Source organism: Paenibacillus nanensis (assembly GCF_003583765.1).
In the GTDB taxonomy this organism is placed as follows: Bacteria; Bacillota; Bacilli; order Paenibacillales; family Paenibacillaceae; genus Pristimantibacillus; species Pristimantibacillus nanensis.
The window spans coordinates 95,335-114,018 of the sequence record NZ_QXQA01000003.1 but is presented as its reverse complement, the minus strand read 5'-3'; the positions used below and the strand labels follow the sequence as shown (position 1 = coordinate 114,018).

General features: G+C 57.8%; 15 protein-coding genes. 4 read left to right on the top strand and 11 right to left on the bottom strand.

Going from position 1 to position 18,684, the window contains the following annotated elements:
• Positions 1-66: 66 nt before the first annotated feature.
• From D3P08_RS06770 to D3P08_RS06720, 6 genes are all read right to left on the bottom strand, one after another.
• On the bottom strand, positions 67-936 hold the full coding sequence (locus D3P08_RS06770) for an AraC family transcriptional regulator (RefSeq protein ID WP_119598697.1): 870 nt from the start codon (positions 934-936) through the stop codon (positions 67-69).
• A 126-nt stretch (positions 937-1,062) separates the two neighbouring features.
• Positions 1,063-2,049, bottom strand: coding sequence for an iron-hydroxamate ABC transporter substrate-binding protein (locus D3P08_RS06765; protein ID WP_119598696.1), 987 nt, complete (start codon positions 2,047-2,049; stop codon positions 1,063-1,065).
• A gap of 195 nt (positions 2,050-2,244) precedes the next feature.
• The gene (locus D3P08_RS27230) at positions 2,245-4,524 is read right to left on the bottom strand and encodes an FkbM family methyltransferase (RefSeq protein WP_162848389.1); all 2,280 of its coding nucleotides are present in this window, start codon (positions 4,522-4,524) and stop codon (positions 2,245-2,247) included.
• The gene (locus tag D3P08_RS06755; protein ID WP_119598695.1) at positions 4,511-5,593 is read right to left on the bottom strand and encodes a glycosyltransferase family 2 protein; all 1,083 of its coding nucleotides are present in this window, start codon (positions 5,591-5,593) and stop codon (positions 4,511-4,513) included. Before D3P08_RS06755 ends, D3P08_RS27230 begins: the two co-directional genes overlap by 14 nt.
• A 34-nt stretch (positions 5,594-5,627) precedes the next feature.
• A complete protein-coding gene (locus D3P08_RS27075; protein WP_206098926.1) occupies positions 5,628-10,823 on the bottom strand; it encodes a collagen-like domain-containing protein in 5,196 nt (1,731 codons plus the stop codon).
• A 391-nt stretch (positions 10,824-11,214) separates the two neighbouring features.
• The gene (locus tag D3P08_RS06720; RefSeq protein ID WP_162848388.1) at positions 11,215-11,814 is read right to left on the bottom strand and encodes a CPBP family intramembrane glutamic endopeptidase; all 600 of its coding nucleotides are present in this window, start codon (positions 11,812-11,814) and stop codon (positions 11,215-11,217) included.
• Between the two features lie 352 nt (positions 11,815-12,166).
• On the opposite strand from D3P08_RS06720, the gene D3P08_RS06715 reads away from it, so the two are divergent.
• A complete protein-coding gene (locus D3P08_RS06715) occupies positions 12,167-12,406 on the top strand; it encodes a hypothetical protein (protein ID WP_147381780.1) in 240 nt (79 codons plus the stop codon).
• Positions 12,407-12,457: 51 nt separating this feature from the next.
• Complete coding sequence (locus D3P08_RS06710; RefSeq protein ID WP_119598690.1) at positions 12,458-12,721, top strand: hypothetical protein; 264 nt, start codon at positions 12,458-12,460, stop codon at positions 12,719-12,721.
• 130 nt (positions 12,722-12,851) lie between these two features.
• Here D3P08_RS06710 and D3P08_RS27225 read toward each other — a convergent pair whose 3' ends face one another.
• The 5 genes from D3P08_RS27225 to D3P08_RS06690 are packed head-to-tail and all read right to left on the bottom strand — an operon-like array spanning position 12,852 to position 17,062.
• Positions 12,852-13,016 carry a hypothetical protein gene (locus D3P08_RS27225; RefSeq protein ID WP_162848387.1) on the bottom strand — a complete coding sequence of 55 codons (165 nt, stop codon included), beginning with the start codon at positions 13,014-13,016 and terminating at the stop codon, positions 12,852-12,854.
• 3 nt (positions 13,017-13,019) lie between these two features.
• Entirely contained in the window at positions 13,020-13,610 is a 591-nt protein-coding gene (locus tag D3P08_RS06705) for a chorismate pyruvate-lyase family protein (RefSeq protein WP_119598689.1), read from the bottom strand.
• Entirely contained in the window at positions 13,603-14,442 is an 840-nt protein-coding gene (locus D3P08_RS06700; protein ID WP_119598688.1) for a bifunctional 3-deoxy-7-phosphoheptulonate synthase/chorismate mutase, read from the bottom strand. The genes D3P08_RS06705 and D3P08_RS06700 overlap by 8 nt, the downstream gene beginning before the upstream one ends.
• Complete coding sequence (locus D3P08_RS06695) at positions 14,439-15,692, bottom strand: phenylacetate--CoA ligase family protein (RefSeq protein ID WP_119598687.1); 1,254 nt, start codon at positions 15,690-15,692, stop codon at positions 14,439-14,441. The genes D3P08_RS06700 and D3P08_RS06695 overlap by 4 nt, the downstream gene beginning before the upstream one ends.
• 26 nt (positions 15,693-15,718) lie before the next feature.
• Complete coding sequence (locus tag D3P08_RS06690) at positions 15,719-17,062, bottom strand: phenylacetate--CoA ligase family protein (protein ID WP_119598686.1); 1,344 nt, start codon at positions 17,060-17,062, stop codon at positions 15,719-15,721.
• A 204-nt stretch (positions 17,063-17,266) separates the two neighbouring features.
• On the opposite strand from D3P08_RS06690, the gene D3P08_RS06685 reads away from it, so the two are divergent.
• Both D3P08_RS06685 and D3P08_RS06680 read left to right on the top strand, forming a co-directional pair.
• Complete coding sequence (locus D3P08_RS06685) at positions 17,267-17,779, top strand: hypothetical protein (protein WP_119598685.1); 513 nt, start codon at positions 17,267-17,269, stop codon at positions 17,777-17,779.
• A gap of 29 nt (positions 17,780-17,808) precedes the next feature.
• Complete coding sequence (locus D3P08_RS06680; RefSeq protein ID WP_119598684.1) at positions 17,809-18,684, top strand: hypothetical protein; 876 nt, start codon at positions 17,809-17,811, stop codon at positions 18,682-18,684.

Here is an 18,684-nt window from a genome sequence, read left to right as displayed (position 1 = left end):
TAAAATAGGAAATAGCATGCGATCCCATTTTCGGAATCGCATGCTATTTTTTTTAGGCATCCTCCGTTATTGCTTCTTCACGACCGGAATCCAAATTTCGCTGCGGTAATGAGGCAGCGTTGTATCCTTCGATTCATTCCACAGCAGCTCCGGCCCCTCTGCCGCTTCATAGGCCGATGATGGAAACCACTCGGCATAAATGCGTCCCCATACGTCTTGCAGCGTCTCCGGGAACGGCCCGACCGCTTCGAACAAGGCCCAAGTGAGAGCCGGCACCTCGAGCGCGTCCATGCCTTCAGGCGTTTCCTTCGTCGTCGCCGCTCCGATGTAATGATCCAATTGGCCTTTTTCCTCCATCCGCCCTTCGGAGAAATTCGCAGATGCGCTGATCATCCCCTGCGGTTCGATATTCGATAATCCTTTCAGCGTCGCGATCCTCTCTTCATTCAAGCTTGCCCACATCTCAGCAATCTCCGGATTGACGCCTTCAAATTGAATGCTCACCCTCTTCATCATGCCGACAATCCGGAACGGTCCCTTCTCTACGATTCGATAGTTCATGCCGATTCCTCCCTTAACCGTTAATTGAAAGGTCATGCGGGGATAGGATATCAGCGTCTGTCCCTTCGACCGCGCTTCCGAAGGCGTAATGCCATGCATGGTCTGGAACGCTCTGGTGAAGGCGTCGGCCGATTGGTAGCCGTATTTGACCGCGACATCAATTACCCTTATGTTATCGCGCTGCAGCTCGAACGCGGCGAGCGTCAACCGTCTGCGCCGGATATATTCCGATAATGGAATGCCGGATAACATGGAAAACATCCGTTTGAAATGGTATTCCGAGCTTAATGCGATCCGGGCCGCCTCTTCTATGGCGATATCATCCGTCAAATGGTTTTCAATATACGCAAGCGCGCGATTCCAATGCTCTAGCATCCTATCGCCACCTCCTTTCAACCTTACGATATCACGGCTCATACGTTGGAATCCGACTTTCGGTGCCCGATTCTGCATGGTAACGAAAAACACGCCAAAGGCGGCGTGTTTTTTTCGAGGTCATTCTTATGGCATTGCCAAAAATTCTTTTTTGAAAATATCGAGCAAATATTCAAGCGTTGTCGGATCGCTGTAGCTGATCGATTCCGTATCCAGCTCGATGACGCGGTTGTTTTTGACGGCAGGAATGTTTTTCCACGTCTCGGATTCCAGGAATGCGTTGTTCGAGCCGTTTACCCGGCTTAACACGATATAATCGCCCGCATAATCCGCGATCACTTCATTCGAAAGCGTGTAATACCCGGGACCAAGCGCGTCCTGCTTCACCTTTTCGTTCATGCCGAGGCCCATGGCTTGATACAGCACCTCTGTGCCGCGGGCCCAGTTATTGCCGAACACATAGAAATCCTTCGTATCGTATTCGAAGACGGATACCGTAGCATTTTCGCCGATTTTCGCTTTGATTTCTTCGCCAGCCGCTTTCGCGCGAGCTGTAAAGTCGTCAATCCAAGCCTGCGCTTCCGCTTCTTTGTTCAGTACTTTACCGATCTCCAGCTGCTGCGCCAAATAATCCAGCTTACCCCAAGTATAAACGATTGTTGGTGCGATTTCCCCTATTTTATCAAGGTTCTGCATATGGGAGCCCGCAATGATCAGATCAGGTTCAAGCTCGATCAGCTTCTCCAAATCCGCTTCCGACACCGTTTCGATTCCCTCTAGCTTTTCTGTAAACAGAGGATTTTTTTTCGTCCACTCATCTACGCCGACTAGCGTGCCGCCAAGGGAAATTACATTCGGCGCGTTCGTCAAAGCGATAATACGCTGCGGATTTGCAGGGATATCAATTGGACCGTTCTCGGACTGATAAGTAATCGTTCCCGAATTGGCTGCGTTACCTGCTCCTCCATCGTTACCGTTCGAATTGCCTGCGTTCGTCGCCTGATTGGACGGGCTGGCGCTAGGCGTTTCGTTCTGCACATTCGCGGCGTTGTTGCCGCAAGCGCTTATCACGAGCACAAGCAGAAGAAGAATAGAAGTAAATGCTTTTTTCATGTTCGTTGCCCCTTTTCGTCTTTCGTAAAAAAATGGTGTTACATATGAAAATGATTATCACTATCATAGCCATTCCTAACTATAATGATTTCATGAAATCTTGTCAATAAGCGATTGGCAAAAATAAAGAGCGTTCCGCAAAAAAATAAGGCCGTCTGCTTCGAGACAGCCCCTCATCCGGGATACGTGATGAAATTAGTCTTCGGACCGACCCCATTCAAGCAGGTCCTCATCCGGTAAGGCGATATAATCCTGCTCGAAATCCGGAGGATCCTCTTCTTCCAGCCGCCTCAGCTCCCCGGTCCACGCTTGAAGCTTGTAAATCATGTAGCCGGGAAGAAGCGCCATCATTTCTTCGAGCGGCCGCGTGCCGTAAGCATGGTATTCGAACGCCACAAGCGGTCTCGACCGGCGTACGGTCTCAGCGGCCCCGCGCAGCACTTCAAATTCGATGCCTTGCGTATCGATCTTGATTGCCCGTACCCGGTTCTTTTGGTCGTCGCTCAACGCTTCGTCCAATGTTAAGGCGGCGACTCGAGCCGCGGTAAACGCGTTGTCAACGGTTGAGACAGACTGCATGGACCCTGAAAGACCGCGGTTATATGCGTTCATCGACTGCAGACGAAAATCGATGTCGCCCGACACATCGGCGACCGCGCACTCATAGGCGGTTAGATTCGTAAATCCGTTCAGCTCCGCGTTTTCTTTCAATTGAAGATGAAGCTCCGGGTGAGGCTCGAAGCTTACGCAATGCACCGATTCTCCTATGCTGGCTATGTATAACGAGTGAAAGCCGATATTGGCCCCAATATCCGCAAACACTCCTCCATTTTTCATACGACGGGCAATCAGGCGGGCTAATCCGGTCTCCCACCCGCCTCGTTCCCGAATGGTCTCTTCAATGAAGCCGGGAAGCCTTAACGACATTCGAAAGCGGGAGCCGTTCGCGCCTTCGAGCTCCACTTCCTCGAAATGATCCGCTTCCGGACCTCGAGCCGTGACCAGCGGCTCCAGAAACGATCTGTTATAAATAACATGAGGATCGTCCGGCTTTAGCGCGCGCGCCGCTTCATTATGGCGGTAGGCCGCCTCCACATCTCCCAGCCGATAGCAGCAAACGCATAACTGCACATGCGGAAGCCAGGTCCAGCAAGCTTCGATGTAAAACGCGCCCTTTTCCGCAGGAGGCTCGAGCTGCGTCGCGAGACGATACCAATAGGCGGCTTTGGCGTAATCCTCCATTCTCATATAGAGATAGCCGAGCCTGCAGCAAAATTCGGCGCGCGGCGCGGCATATTCGAAGGATCGGAATACATAGGACTTCTCCTTCTCCGGCTCTTCCCGGAGCCGCCACAGCTCGGCCGCTTCATCGCACGCCGCAAGCTTTTGTCCAACCGTCGATTTTTCATCCCGCATAATGGCTTCACATAGACGAATGACCAATTGGTCGCTAACAATCTCTTGCTGCATCTTCTCATTCTTAGTTGCTATGTTCGTATCAATCAACCTTCGGTACAGCTCCACGTAACGGCGGGTCATCTCCTCATGGGTAAACATTCTGAGCGCGTAATTCCTCAAGTCGCGGCTTTCCGGAAAAAGTCCTAAAGCCAGCTTCTCCTTCATCTCCTCGACATCTCGGCAAATAAGCTCGGGAAAGCCGCTCATCACCTCCGGAACGGCGCCGTTCGCAAGCGCAAGAACCGGTGTCCCGCTGGCCATCGCCTCTACCATGACAAGCCCGAACGCTTCCTCGCAGCAGGTCGGAAACAGCATGCACCGCGCTTCCTTCAGCAACCGCCTTTTATCCGCTCCTCCCACCTCTCCTGCATATTCCAGCCTCGGATTGCGGCGAAGCGCCGGCTCGATTTCGGAGCGGAAATAATCCATGCTGAATACGGGACCCGCCAGCACAAGTCTCTGTCCTGTTTCTTCCGCGATGCGCAGCGCATGGTGAACTCCCTTATGCGGGCTAATGACTCCCATAAACAGCAAATAATCGGATTTCTCCTCCGAGAAGTCAAAGTCTTCCGGGTCAATGCCGTTGTAAATATAATGCCCCGAGCCCCCCCCTGCCGCACGCCGCGAGCTCTCACTCAAATAGACGGGGTTCGCGACGCCGTTGTTAACGGTCGCATGCAGCGTGCAGACAGTCGGGATCGGGAGCTCTAATCTGCCAATAACGGAGGAATGCGTATGGTCGTGAATAATATCGACGTCTTGTGGCAAAGTGCGGACCACCTTGTCTCGAATCATCCCCGGGTTCCCCCCGCTGTGGGTATATGTCACAAGCTCAGCGGAGGTTACGCTGCCTTCGGGGGCGTAAAGGATGACACGATGCCCAAGTCTGACAAGCTGCTCTGTGAGGGTATGCACGACCCGCTCGATGCCGCCGTAGGCAAGAGGAGGGATCGGGTAATAGTCCGGCGCCACCTGAACGATTGTCAGTCGTTCCAGCGTCCCGTCATAACGCTTCATTGCGAAGCACTCCTTCCAAATAACGCCGGTTGTGCAGCACATGCGGATCATCCGGCCGATAGCGCCCGGCCATCTCATTATGGTAATAGGCTTTGCCAAAGTCCCCTATTCTGCAATAGCAGACGCACAGCTGCAAATGGGGCACCCATGTCCAATACGCGTCCTGCAGGAATCCCCAGCAGTCCTTCGGCTTCTCCAGCCTGGTCGCAAGCCGGTACCAGAAGGACGCTTCCTCCGGCCTGTCTCTTTCCATAAAAAAATGACCGAGCCTGCAGCAGCATTCCGCTCTTGGCTCACCGTAATCAAACGTTTTCCATAGCATCGCAATTTGCTTCTCAGGCTGCCGCATGCGCGAATAAATGTCCGCCAGCTTTAGGCAAGCGGAAATAACGTCCTCCGACCAGCCTTGTCCGGTAGCGAGAAATTGTTCATACTTATCCGCCGCCTTTTCGTCCATCCCATGGTCTAACAGCTCGTTGGCGTAATAATACAGATCGCGGGGGGAGAAGAGCTCTCCCCGCCGCATTCTGTTTTCGAAAATGGTTAAATTTCTTGCCGACTGCACATGCGTTCTGCGATGCGTCACAACGATATCGCTGCTCAGGATCGACCCGCTCACGGCCAAATACTCATGCACGGGCCCATGCCACCGGAAGCCTCTCGCGCGCTTTACCAGCCGGTTGCGGCGAAGGCTCAGCGTCACGTTGCCGAATTCGTCGAACGCGTAATGATAAATCATCGAGACGGCGTCTACGGTATCCTTGATTTCTTTCTTTAACCGGAGCAGCTTCTCCCGGTCCTCATCCAGCAGGACGTCGTCGGCGTCCAGCCATAATATATAATCGGTCTGCGCCTGATCGAAACAAAAGTTGCGTGCTGCCGCAAAGTCGTCGGACCAGCGGTAATCGTAGATCCGGTCCGTATAGTTCGCCGCAATCTCTTTGGTGCCGTCGGTCGAGCCCGTATCGGCAATGACGATTTCGTCGACCGCTTCGCGCACCGAATCGAGGCAGCGGCCTAAGGTCGATTGTTCATTTTTGACAATTAGACATAAACTGATGCTTATCATCTTCATACGCTCCCATCTCGGCCGCTGCCAAAAGCTATGCAAACAATAGCGTGTTCAATGCCCGCGTTTCCACACTTAGGGAAGTAATGCTGTCTGCCGTAATGACCGCTACCCGAATCTGATACGTATGCGAGCCGGCGGGAGGAGCGTCAACAAATGTAGCCGACTCGATATACCGCTGGTTCCCGCTGCCCCCCAAAAAGTTCTGTTCCGTTCGATATTCAGCCAGCAGCGTCGCGGTTCGATAAATTCTAATTCTATAATCCAGACGCGGATTGCCGGCGGCAATGATCGCGTTCGCTTGGAGGGAAGTGTCGATTTTAACCCGGTTACCCGCGGAAGCCGTTACTCCCACGCTCAGTACTGTCGTTTCCGTTCCCGTGAGCGGAATATTTTGCGGAACCGCGGTTTGAGCGAACTGTAAAGAAGGGGCAGGGCCAGTCGCCCCTGTAGGGCCGGTAACTCCCGTCGGGCCGGTCGCGCCTGTGACGCCGATGGGGCCAGTCGGACCTGTCGGTCCCTGCACGCCAGTCGGCCCCTGCACGCCTGTTGCTCCAGCCGGGCCTGTCGGACCGACCGCACCTTGCGGACCCGTTGGGCCGGTTGCTCCCGTCGGGCCTACAGCTCCAGCTGCTCCTGTCGGCCCAGCCGCTCCCGCTGGTCCCGCCGGCCCCGTCGGACCGGTGTCACCCGTCGGGCCCGTCGATCCCTGCGGACCCGCTTGACCTTGAACGCCTTGAGGTCCGGTTGGGCCGGTTACGCCTTGCGGACCTTGCGGGCCAGTCGGGCCGATCGGCCCGGTCGCGCCGGTCGGCCCTTGGGCGCCGGTTGGGCCGGCGGGACCGGTCGGACCTGCCGCGCCCTCCGGGCCTGTAACCCCTTGCTCGCCGGTCGGGCCTTGCGCCCCCGTCACTCCTTGCGGCCCCGTCGGACCTGTCGCGCCTGCCGGTCCGGTCGCGCCGGTTGGACCGGTTGCGCCAGTATCGCCGGCAGGCCCGGTTGGGCCGGCCGGCCCCTGAGGGCCGAGCGGACCGGTAGCGCCCGGTTCGCCTTGCGGACCGGTCGGGCCTTGATCGCCGGCCGGACCTTGCGCCCCTTGAGGCCCGGTCGGGCCGGTTACGCCTTGCGGGCCTTGCGGTCCGGCGGGACCGATACCGCCGGCAGGCCCCGTGGCGCCGGTCGGTCCTTCCGGTCCTTGCGCGCCAGTCGCTCCGATTGGACCTGTCGCTCCTGTGGGACCGGCAACACCTTGCGGACCGACGGGGCCGGTCGGACCGATCGGGCCATCCGCTCCTGCCGCTCCCGTTGCGCCGGTCGGGCCGGCAGGGCCTGTCGGGCCAATCGGGCCATCGGCACCCGTCGCGCCGGCAGCGCCTTGCGGTCCCGCCGGGCCCGTCGGGCCAACTTCTCCCTGAGGTCCGGTTGGGCCCTGCACGCCGGTCGGCCCTTGCGTGCCTTGCGGTCCGGTTGGGCCCGTGGCTCCTGCAGGACCCTGCGGACCAAGCGCTCCTGTTGGGCCAGGCATGCCCGTCGGACCGGTCGGGCCCGTCGCGCCTGCGGCTCCTGTTGGGCCGGTCTCCCCCGTCGGACCGGTTGGGCCGGTCTCGCCGGCAGGACCGGTTGGACCCGTCGGACCCGTCGGTCCTCCAGCTGGACCAGCAGGACCGGTCGGCCCCTCCGGACCGGTAGGTCCTGTCGGACCCGGCGGGCCTCCAGCTGGCCCCGTCGGGCCTTGCGGTCCTGTCGGCCCAGCCTCCCCTTGCGGACCGGTCGGACCAACCGGACCGGTCACGCCGAACCCGGTTGGACCCGTTGGGCCTGTCGGGCCGATCCCTCCTTGCGCGCCCGTCGCGCCGATCGGTCCCGTCGGGCCCGTGACGCCGGCCGGGCCTTGCGGTCCGGTGGGGCCCGCTGCGCCCGTCGCCCCGGCTTCGCCCTGCGGCCCTTGCGGACCGACCGGCCCTGTTGCTCCGAATGGGCCGGTTGGGCCCGTCGCGCCTTGTTCCCCGGTCGGGCCTTGAACGCCCTGGAAGCCGATTGGACCTTGCTCGCCAGCGGGGCCCTGTTGGCCGGTCGGTCCCTGCGTACCGGTCGCCCCTGCTGGACCCGTTGGGCCTGTCGCGCCGGCTTCGCCTTGCGGACCAACTGCTCCCGTCGGTCCGATCTCGCCTTGCGGCCCTTGTTCGCCGAACGGACCGGTCGCGCCTTGAGGTCCGAGCGGTCCAGTAGGGCCGGTTACGCCTTGCGGACCCTGCGGGCCAGTCGGGCCTTGCGAGCCGTCCGGACCGGTCGGACCTTGCGGCCCCGCCGGGCCAGCGGCACCAGTCGGACCAGCCTCTCCTGTCGGGCCTGTCGGACCCTGAGGCCCTTCTGCGCCTGGCGGGCCGGCTGGACCTTGTGCTCCGGCCGGTCCCGTCGCCCCCGCATCACCCTGAGGTCCTTGCGGGCCTGTCGGACCGACAAGCCCCTGAGGGCCAGTCGGGCCAATCGGCCCCGCTTCGCCTGCCTGCCCCGTTGGACCGGCTTCCCCCGGCGGACCTGTTGGACCAGGCACACCTGTCGGACCAGGCGATCCTTGAGGACCGGCCGGACCGGTTGGCCCAACAACTCCTGCCGGCCCCGTCGGTCCTTGGGCGCCAGTCGGACCCGTAGAGCCGGCTTCGCCTTGAATACCTGCCGGACCGGTAGCCCCAATCGCTCCCGTCGGGCCAGTCGCGCCCTGCGGTCCCGTCGCGCCTTGCGGACCGACCGGGCCGGGTTGACCCTGCGCTCCAGTCGGACCGATAACGCCCGTCGGACCTTGTGTTCCGGTTGGCCCCTGGACGCCCGCCGGCCCCGTCGGGCCAACCTCGCCCTGCGGTCCGATCGGCCCGACCGGACCCGTAGCTCCAGCCGGTCCTGCCGGTCCGGCCGCGCCTGTCGGACCTTGAGGCCCCGGAACGCCTGCAGGGCCTTGCGGACCTTCCGATCCTGTCGCGCCCGTCGGGCCGACCGCTCCTTGCACTCCTGTCGCTCCCGGCGGACCAGTCGGTCCCTGTTCTCCCTGCGGACCTGTATCTCCCGTCGGACCGGTTGCCCCTTGGGCGCCTGTCGGTCCTGCCGCTCCCTGCGGTCCAGTCGGACCCGTCGGACCTACCGCTCCCTGCGGACCGGCTGCGCCGGTCGCTCCGGGCGAGCCTGTCGGACCCGTTGGACCCGGCGGACCCTGAATTCCGGCAGGCCCCGTCGGTCCTGTAGGGCCGGTCGGGCCGGTTGGGCCTGTCGGACCCGTCGGTCCCCCCGCTGGTCCAGGCGGTCCCGTTGGACCGGTAGGGCCAGGTGGGCCCCCCGCCGGACCGGTTGGGCCGGTTGCGCCGGTCGGCCCCGTCGCTCCTGTCGGACCTGTCGGACCGGTTGCCCCCTCGCCCGTCGGGCCTGTCGCGCCTGCCGGCCCCGCCGGTCCTTGCACGCCCGTTGCGCCTTGCGAACCTGTTGGACCCGTTGGTCCGACAGGTCCCAGAGGTCCTGTCGGACCAACCTCGCCTGCAGGGCCCGTCGGACCTTGCGATCCGTCTGCTCCTACCGGTCCCGTCGGCCCTTCCGGACCTTGGGGGCCAATAGCACCTGCTGGTCCGGTCGGCCCCTGGGAGCCGGGCTCACCCTGCGGCCCCGTCGGTCCAGTCTCTCCGGTAGCTCCTGTCGGACCGGCTGTTCCGGTTGCTCCCTGCGTTCCCGTCGGTCCCGTCGGACCTGCCGGGCCTTGAGCGCCGATATCGCCTTGAGGCCCCGCTGGACCCGTCGGTCCGATTACCCCCTGCAATCCCGTTGGGCCAGCAGGGCCTGTCGGTCCGGCAGGACCAGTCGGACCAGGCTCGCCCGCCGGACCCGTTGGTCCTGCAGCTCCAGTTGCTCCTGCCGCACCTGCAGGGCCTGTGGCTCCAGTCGGGCCGGCCTCACCTGCAGGGCCTGTGGCTCCAGTCGGGCCGGCCTCACCCGTTGGACCAATCGGTCCGGTTGGTCCTGTCGCTCCTTCGGGGCCGGCTGCCCCTGTCGGTCCGGTTGGCCCCGTTGAACCCGGCGGTCCAGTTGGACCGGTCGCACCGATTCCAGTTGGACCAGTCGCTCCTGCAGGGCCTGTTGGACCTGTCGCTCCAGTCGGACCAACCTCACCCATTGGACCCGGCGGGCCGGTTGGACCTGTCGCTCCTTCGGGGCCAGCTGCCCCTGTCGGTCCGGTTGGACCCGTTGAACCCGGCGGTCCAGTTGGACCGGTCCCACCGATTCCAGTTGGACCAGTCGCTCCTGCAGGGCCTGTTGGACCTGTCGCTCCAGTCGGACCAACCTCACCCGTTGGACCCGGCGGGCCGGTTGGACCTGTCAATCCTGCGGGGCCAGCTGCCCCTGTCGGCCCGGTCGGACCCGTTGGACCCGTTGGACCCGGCGGTCCTCCCGCCGGACCGGTCGGGCCTGTCGGGCCGGTTGGGCCGGTCGCACCGAGTCCCGTCGGACCAATAGCTCCTGCAGGGCCTGTTGGGCCAGTTGCTCCAGTCGGACCAGCTTCACCCGTTGGACCAATCGGTCCGGTTGGACCTGTCAATCCTGCGGGGCCAGTTGCCCCTGTCGGCCCGGTCGGACCCGTTGGACCCGGCGGTCCTCCCGCCGGACCAGTCGGGCCTGTCGGTCCAGTTGGACCGGTCGCACCGATTCCAGTTGGACCAGTCGCTCCTGCAGGGCCTGTTGGACCTGTCGCCCCCGTCGGACCCGTCGCTCCAGCAGGTCCCGTCGCTCCCGTCGGTCCCGTCACTCCAGCTGGTCCCGTCGCTCCCGTCGGACCCGCAACTCCAGCAGGTCCCGTCGCCCCCGTCGGACCCGCAACTCCAGCAGGTCCCGTCGCTCCCGTCGGACCCGTCACACCAGCAGGTCCCGTCGCTCCCGTCGGACCCGCAACTCCAGCTGGTCCCGTCGCTCCAGTAGGTCCCGTCGCTCCAGCAGGTCCCGTCGCCCCCGTCGGACCCGCAACTCCAGCAGGTCCCGTCGCTCCCGTCGGACCCGTCACGCCAGCAGGTCCCATCGCTCCCGTCGGACCCGTCACGCCAGCTGGTCCCGTCGCTCCAGCAGGTCCAGTCGCTCCCGTCGGACCCGTCACTCCAGCTGGTCCCGTCGCTCCAGCAGGTCCAGTCGCTCCCGTCGGACCCGTCACTCCAGCTGGTCCCGTCGCACCTGTCGGACCCGTCACTCCAGCTGGTCCCATCGCTCCCGCCGGCCCCGTCACTCCAGCAGGTCCCGTCGCTCCCGTCGGCCCTATTGGACCAACCGGTCCTTCCGGCCCGCGTTTGCCTCGCTTCCCGTCTTTTCCCCGCGGACCGCGGGGACCCGGCGGACCTGGAGGACCTGGAGGACCTGGAGGACCTGCCGGCCCCCTTTTGCCGCGTATAATTCGGATCCATACTTTACGATTTCGCTCGGATATGCTGACTTTTTTAAGTTTTTTATTATGATCTGGATTTGGTATGGATACGCACCTCCTCCCTTGGCTCTATATTTTGTATGTCAGCGGAATCCGCACCATTCCTCTCTTTTTACACCGCGCTTGACGAAAACAAAAAAAGCGCTTGGCTGCCAAGCGCTGTCCAGTGAACTAATCATACATTCAATAATCCGCCAAATACCATCAGCGCATTAATCGCCGCATGCCACAAGATGACGGGAAGCATGCTCTGCGATTTGATCGTGATCCCGCCAAAGTACAACCCGCCGATTGCGTAGACAAGACAGGCCCACCAAGGGAACCCGACCGAATAATGCAGCAAGCCGAAGCCAAGACTTGTTGCGGCAACGGCCCATATGTCGCCCATTTGTTCGGCATACCGGGTAAGCATAGCCCCTCTCCAAACCATTTCTTCTAATCCATTGGCGAAAGCAAATAGGAAGGCAAGAAGCCATACCTCTTGAAAATGCCCCCATCCCCTCGCGATCACAAAAGGCATAAAGCCAATGGCTACGGCTGTCAATGAAAGGATTAGAAACAACCTTATGTTCACTTCCCGATAACCCGACCATATGAACGGAACGCTTATCCTCTCGTTCCATTGCGGCTTCCGCCAATACCGGATAAATGGAACTCGCTTGCATAGCGCTAGCGCGGCCAGCGGCAGAAGAATGAGCAAGAGCGATAACCGGTTGTACAGAATGCGAAGCTCCTCCCGGCTCCAATCGCCGACCCTATAAGAATTAACAGACAAGTAAAGGAAAACCCCAATCCCCAAGCAGGCTGTTGTGATTAAAAAGGGCCGCATACTTTTATCCAGCCAGAGCAATATAGCGCAGAGCCCCCAGCATCCTAGTCCGGGCATGCTTTCCGTTTGGAGAAAAACGAGAAGCGCTGCCAGCATCGCAAGGGACGCCGTGCGCCGAAAGACACCGTGATGCACCGTTTTGCACCTGCTTTCTTATCCATTCTATTACTCTATTTATATGCATCCTAGAAAATGCTGAGTGGACAATGGTGGAAATGCTATGAACGTTATCCATGTACCTATATGGACGGCGAAACTCGTACATATATTAAATTGTTGGGAGTTTCATAGAAAGGAAGTGAATGAGAAGTTGGAGATGAAGAAGCTAGGTTTTTTTGATAGAGTGCTATTCATTCTTGGGCTTACTTTAGCCGGAGTCGTCGCTTTCATTCTCGTAGCTGGCGTCATTGTCGTTTTATTAAAAATGTTTTTGGATCTGAAGCAAAGCGGCAAGGTTCATGCCGTTACCATGCGGAAAGACGTGACGGACGCCGATCAGACGGGCAGCCCCCAATTGCTTGACCGTTCTGATAGCTAGAATGCGGTCCTCTGTTCGGCTCATTCTGTTTTTCGGGAGGGGGTGAAGCTAGTGGCATTAGGGAATTCCGACGGCACAAAATTGCTTGACGATTTGAGGCGCGAGTTCGTCCGTTTCGCAAGCAGCTACACAGCAGCTGCAAAAAGCGGCGCGAACGAAGCCAGCAAGCAAATCTTTAACACGCTCGGCGATGTAAGCAATCCGGCCGACATACCGTCCGGGAAGCTGTTTGCGGCCGTAAAAACCGGAGTACGGCACGCTAGTGAGCATATGATCAAGTTTGGCATGGAATACTTTAAACAGATGAACAAATAAAGAATCAAGACGAACAAAAAATGGACAGACTCTTCATCACTCAAGGAGTGATGTTTTTTTTGCAAAAAAAAGGCCTCCCATTCTAATCGGGAGGCCTTGGATCCCATCTCATGCAGGTCGGATCCGCGGGCTACTCGGAGGACTCCTCTTCTTCGTTTTCCGGGCGCTCGTTTCTTTTCTTTTGCCGTTCTTTCTCCTTCATCTTCTCCTGCTCTTCCTTTAATCTCTGCTTTTCAAGTCTGGCCTGCTCCATCGCTTTTTCCTTTTCTTCTCTCTTCGCCTGCTTTTCACTCATTCGTCATTCCTCCTCTATCGATTGTTTGTAAACCCGTATTAAACGGTGATTTACCATTTCCGGATTAAAGTATTCCAGCATCTGAATCCCCGGCACATGGCCGAAATTCATCACATACTGCTTGTAAGGAACCGGTCTTCTCAGATCGGGGAATCTGAGCGCGACCGGCTGCTGGAACAGATCGACGGCCTCATCCGCGCTTCTGTATCCCGCATCGATTACCTGCCGATAGGATTCGATTCCAATCGTTCGGATGGCTGCTCCGATGCCTAGTTCCTGGCTGGCAATTTTTTCGAATAAGGCCGGAGGCACATACTCGGAATAGACAAGGGAGATATTGTGAGAAACGATGAATCGGCTTTGCTCACTCATCAACACAGACTCTCTCAAGTATGAAGGAGCGCTGGAAGAGACGCCTGGCATAGCAATCGAGTCTTCTGTCAGTCTCTGCTGACGGATGACGGTCACAACCATCTTTTCGCCCACTATCGCTTCGAGAAGATCGGTAGTGCGGCCATCCGTGACAAGAAGCATATCGAATATCAATCGTTCCAATGCATCCTGCGCTTTCTTCCTGTCGATTCTCTTATTCATGGAACAACCCCGAAGTGCGAAGCCCCTTCCAGAACGCCTGGAACTCGCCGATGTCCATCTGCTGCTTCGCGTCTGAAAGCGCAGCCTGCGGATTCGGATGCACTTCTACCATAATGCCGTCGGCGCCCGCCGCCAGAGCTGCTTTCGCGCAGGCCAGCATAATTTCTTTGCGGCCGGTAGAATGCGTGACGTCAACAAGAACCGGGAGATGCGTCTCAAGCTTTAGAATCGGAACGGCGGAAATATCGAGCGTATTGCGCGTCCATTTCTCATACGTCCGGATGCCCCGCTCTATTAACATCACTTGATCGTTGCCGTGATATAAAATGTACTCTGCCGCTAGAATAAACTCTTCAATTGTAGCGGAGAGGCCGCGCTTAAGAAGCACCGGCTTTTGAGAACGGCCGACGGCTTTCAGCAATTCGAAGTTTTGCATGTTACGGGCTCCGATTTGAAACACATCAATATACGGAGCGGCTAACGCGATGTGCTCCGGCGTCATGATTTCGCAGATCGAGACCATTCCGGCCCGTTCCGCAACCTCCTTCATCAGCTTCAGCCCTTCTTCACCGAGTCCCTGGAAATCGTAGGGAGAGGTTCTAGGCTTGAACGCGCCTCCACGTAAGACGTCCACACCTTCGCTTTTCATCGCGTTCGCGACGGCCGACAGCTGCTCTCGGGATTCAATCGAGCAGGGTCCGGCTATCATGACATGCGTGCCTCCGCCGATCACGGTATTTTTAACGCGAATGACCGTGTCCTCATTCTTAGATTGGCGGCTGGCAAGGAGCTTTCGTTCGCCTGATGTCTCCTTCTTTCCTTCCTGGCTCATATCGGGCCTCCTTTCTGTTCTCGCTTTTGTATATAAACCGGCTTGGTCGATGGGTCGTTATTTACAAGGATGGAGCGGTCAAGCAATTGATTGTCTTTGACTAGCCGGACGGAAACGGGCACGCGCAGCGCTTTGGTCAGGTCCTGGCGGAGTCGTTCTTCCGTCCAGCCGCCGGCATCATGCGAATCCAGGGCAAACAGAAGGCCTTCCTCTTGCTCGTAAACCTTCCACGCATCGGGCACGGGCGATAAGCCATACACGGCCTCTTGGATGTCATAGGCATCCAGCACGGCCCCGCCGATTCGAATCCGGTCCTTGCTCCTGCCGTAATGACGAAGCATTCCTCCGCGCCGGCCGCAAGAGCAAGCCGAAGACTCGATCGAAACGATGTCCTCGTTAAAATAACGCAGAAGCGGTGTCGCTTGATGGGTCAGCGTCGTAATTGCCGCATATCCCCGCTCGCCTTGAGCCGCTGGGCCCGCGCCGTCTTCCCGAAGCGCTTCGACGATAAAATCCTCCTCCACGATATGCATGGAGCCGAACCGGCACATGGTCGCGATATTGGCGGTTTCCGTCGAGCCATACATGTTGAACACTTGAACGCCCCACAGATTCTCAATATGCCGCCTTCGTCCGTCGCTCATTAATTCGCCTGCAACGCAAATGGCTCTCAGCTCGGGAAAATCCGAGTTCGGCGCTATGCCGAGCAGCCGTGCCGTTTCGGCCAGCAGCTCCATTTCGCGAGGTAGACCCGCCATGACGGTGACTCCGAGACGACGCAGCAGATTCAGCACTCTAGGGTTCGGCGTAACGACGGTTCGCCCGCTTGCCGGCACGACTCCGGCACCCGTTTGCCATGCTGCCTGCTGCATTAAGAATGCGGGCAGCGCAAGCGCGTACGGGAATCTCACCAGCACAAGGTCGTCCGATGTTAACGCTACGCCGCATTCTGCAATCTGTCTTCCGCCTCTCCTTAAATCTTCCTGCGTAAACCAGGAGGCGGAAGGCTCCCCTGTTGTACCTGTCGATTCGTGATATTGGGCGACTCGGTTCATCTCGACCGCCAAGTGTCCATAGGTTCCCGCTTTGCGCAAATCCTCCTTCGTCGTGAGCGGCAGCGTCGAAAGCTGGTCCAGTCCCGTTTTATCCAGATTTATACCGCTCAGCTTCTCCCGATAGAGCGGAGAACCCGGAAGCCGCTCTAATAGCTGTTTGAACCGCGCCTCCTCCACGCCTTTATTTATGCTCATATGGCACCTCCCTTCGGCACGGCTTGTTAGCTGATAATCCTCGTTGCTTTACCGAACGTGCGCGGTATAGCGCGGTTTATCTCCACTTCACAATCGACTCCGATGCGCGAGGCCATATGGCTGCGGACCTTTTCCGCGAGCTCCTCATCGCTTAATGCCGTCCGGAACGGTTCGGCCGCGATTTTCAGCGCTCCTTGGTCAAGCTTGAAGGTATACCACATTCCCACGTCCGGTATTTCCATAAGGAAATGCTCCAGCAAGAACGGGGAAAATTCCTGGTCTCCCAGGCGGATAATGTTCTCCATCCTGCCTCTCAAATGGAGAATATCCATCGTTAAGCCGCACTCGCATTCGGATTTCTGCAAATAACCGATATCCCCGGAACGGTACCGGAGCATCGGCATAGCCTCTCGAAGGAGGGTGGTTACGACGATCTCACCCGTTTTACCGTATGGCAGCACTTGCTCCGTAACCGGGTCGATAATTTCGACCTTGACATGTCCCTCCGCCACGTGATACCCCTTATGCTTGCTGCACTCTACGCCTACAACTCCGCATTCGGTCGATCCGTAGAAGAACGAAACCTCGCAGCCCCACCACTCTTCGAGCCGCTGCCGGAACGTATGGGAACAGCCTTCGCCTGTCAGCCAAATCTTTTTCAGCTTCATATCCTCGCCGATGCGGATGCCGTATTTCTCGCTTTCTTCCGCCAACAGAGCCGCATATGAAGGAGTCGTGGCCAGCACCGTCGCCTCGAATTCTTTCATCAGCTCCAGCGATTTATCCACCGGCGCCATGTAGCCGCCTTTGCCAAGCGATAATACGGCTGTGCCGAACGCAAATTGGAATAGCCGCTGGAACCCAAGGCCGGGGAGAGCGAACTCATAAGGCAAAGCGACGGCCGCTACATCCGCGTCGGTTTCCTTGAACAGCTCCAAATATTTAGGAAGCAAATCGTATACGTATTGGTCAGCCAGCGAATAGGAGGTATAGATCGGCTTGCCCGAAGTGCCGCTCGTCAGGTGAACCTGGCCGATTTCTTTCGGCTCCACGCACAATATTTTCTGTTTGTCGCCGCGAATGACGTTCTTGCTGAGAAGCGGGACGTCCGCTAGCTGCTCCAGCGTATTGAGCTTTGGCTCCTGGAACCCGTACTCTTCAAGCCTCGAACGATAATAAGCGTTACGGTTCCAGATATGAGCAAGGGCGGCATTTATCGCTTTCAGTTGGTAATCCTCTATCATCTGCCGCGGCAGCTTCTCGATTGTCTTATTGTCGTCGTCCAGCTGTTTGAAGAACGCTTTAAACTGCTCCAAATGGGATGAATGGTCATCCATCGTGACTGTCATTTTATGAGTTTGCAGCTTCATGCTAATCCTCCAATTCTATTAATGTTGAACCTCTATTAAGAAATGCAGCGGTTGATAGACTTGACTCGGACAATCATACATTTTCAGAAAATGCAAGCATTTGAACCATTCGCGTCTTGAAAGAATTACATATGGTATCAGGAAATAGCGTTCGTAAATCTGAGAGATGCGAAGCTGAACGATCTATTATTGGAGGTTGGTAGAATGGCAGGTGACAGCCCCTACGAAAATCAGCTGCGCGAAGCGAAAAGGCTTCACAGCGAAGGAATTGAAGGCAACAAAAGAGCCGTAGTCGCCGCGTATGAGAAGCTCGCGGAGCTCCGTAAGTCTTATCCGAACCATGCGCTCATCGAAGCGTATTACGGCAGCTCGCTAGCTCTTATGGCGCGGGATGCCTCGAGTCTGCTAGTGAAGGAAGAGAAGGCCCGGGAAGGGCTCGATGCTCTTAATCGTGCCGTCGAGCTTAATCCAAATGACAAGGAAATTCGTTTGCTGCGCGGCAACGTCAGCCTGCGGCTGCCGGACACTTTTTTTCAAACGGCTAGAACGGCAGTTGAGGATTTCAGCTTCCTGCTTGCGCGCCAGCAAGCCGACCCCCGCTATTTAACGCCGAAGCAAACGAAAGACGTCATCAACCATTTAATTACGGCTTATGAAACCATTGGAAGACAAGATAAAGTCAAAGAAATGAAGAAGCTTCTATCTAAAAGGAAATAAACTTCAAAACCGGAAAGGAAGGTGTTATCGTGTTGAATCTTGTGAACGCCAGCGCAAGCTCCGATTCATTCGGCCAAAGGCTGGAGCAAGCCGTTTCCCTTCACATGAAAGGCGTTGACGGCGATGCCGCCGCTGTCCTGCAAGCTATTCAGATGCTGGAAGCATTGCGGGCCGATTATCCGGGAAATCCGCTTGTGGAGGCTTATTACGGAAGCAGCTTGGTTCTAATCGCCAGGGACAAAACGAAACCGCTGGAGCAGCTCAGGTGGTCGAATCAAGGCTTAAAAATATTGGACAGCGCTGTTGCCGCGAGCCCGAACGACCTTACGGTCAGATTGCTGCGCGGAAAAAACGCCTACCAGTTGCCGGAGCATCACTTCCAGCGCACGCAGACGACAATCGAAGATTATACGTACATCGTGGGACAGCACATGCGGGGGAATACGATTTTAACTCAAGAGGAATATTCGCAGCTTCTATACGAGCTGGGAGACGCCTACGCAAGAATCGGCCGGAACCAGGAGGCGGCCTCGATCTGGCAGCGTCTTGAAGCGCCGGCGAACAGCCCCGAAATGCAGCAGCTCGCACGGCAGAGGCTGCAGTCTCTCGAGGGCAAACCGGCGCAAGAAACCATTAACCAGAACAGTCCTTTATCGGCACTGATCGAAATGACCCGCGCGATCGGGGGCGCTCTCGTGAGCTGGTCGGATGACGGGAAGGCGAGAGGCAAAAAGGATAAGATGTCAAAAAAAGAGCAAAAAGAGCGGGAAAAAGAGAGAAAAAAAGAACGGGAAAAAAATAGAAAGAGAGAATTAACCCAGGCCCAAAGGAAGAAGAAAGAAAAGGTAGCAGCTCAAAAGCGAAAAAAAATTAAAGTCAAAACGAAAACGAACGGAAACGAATAG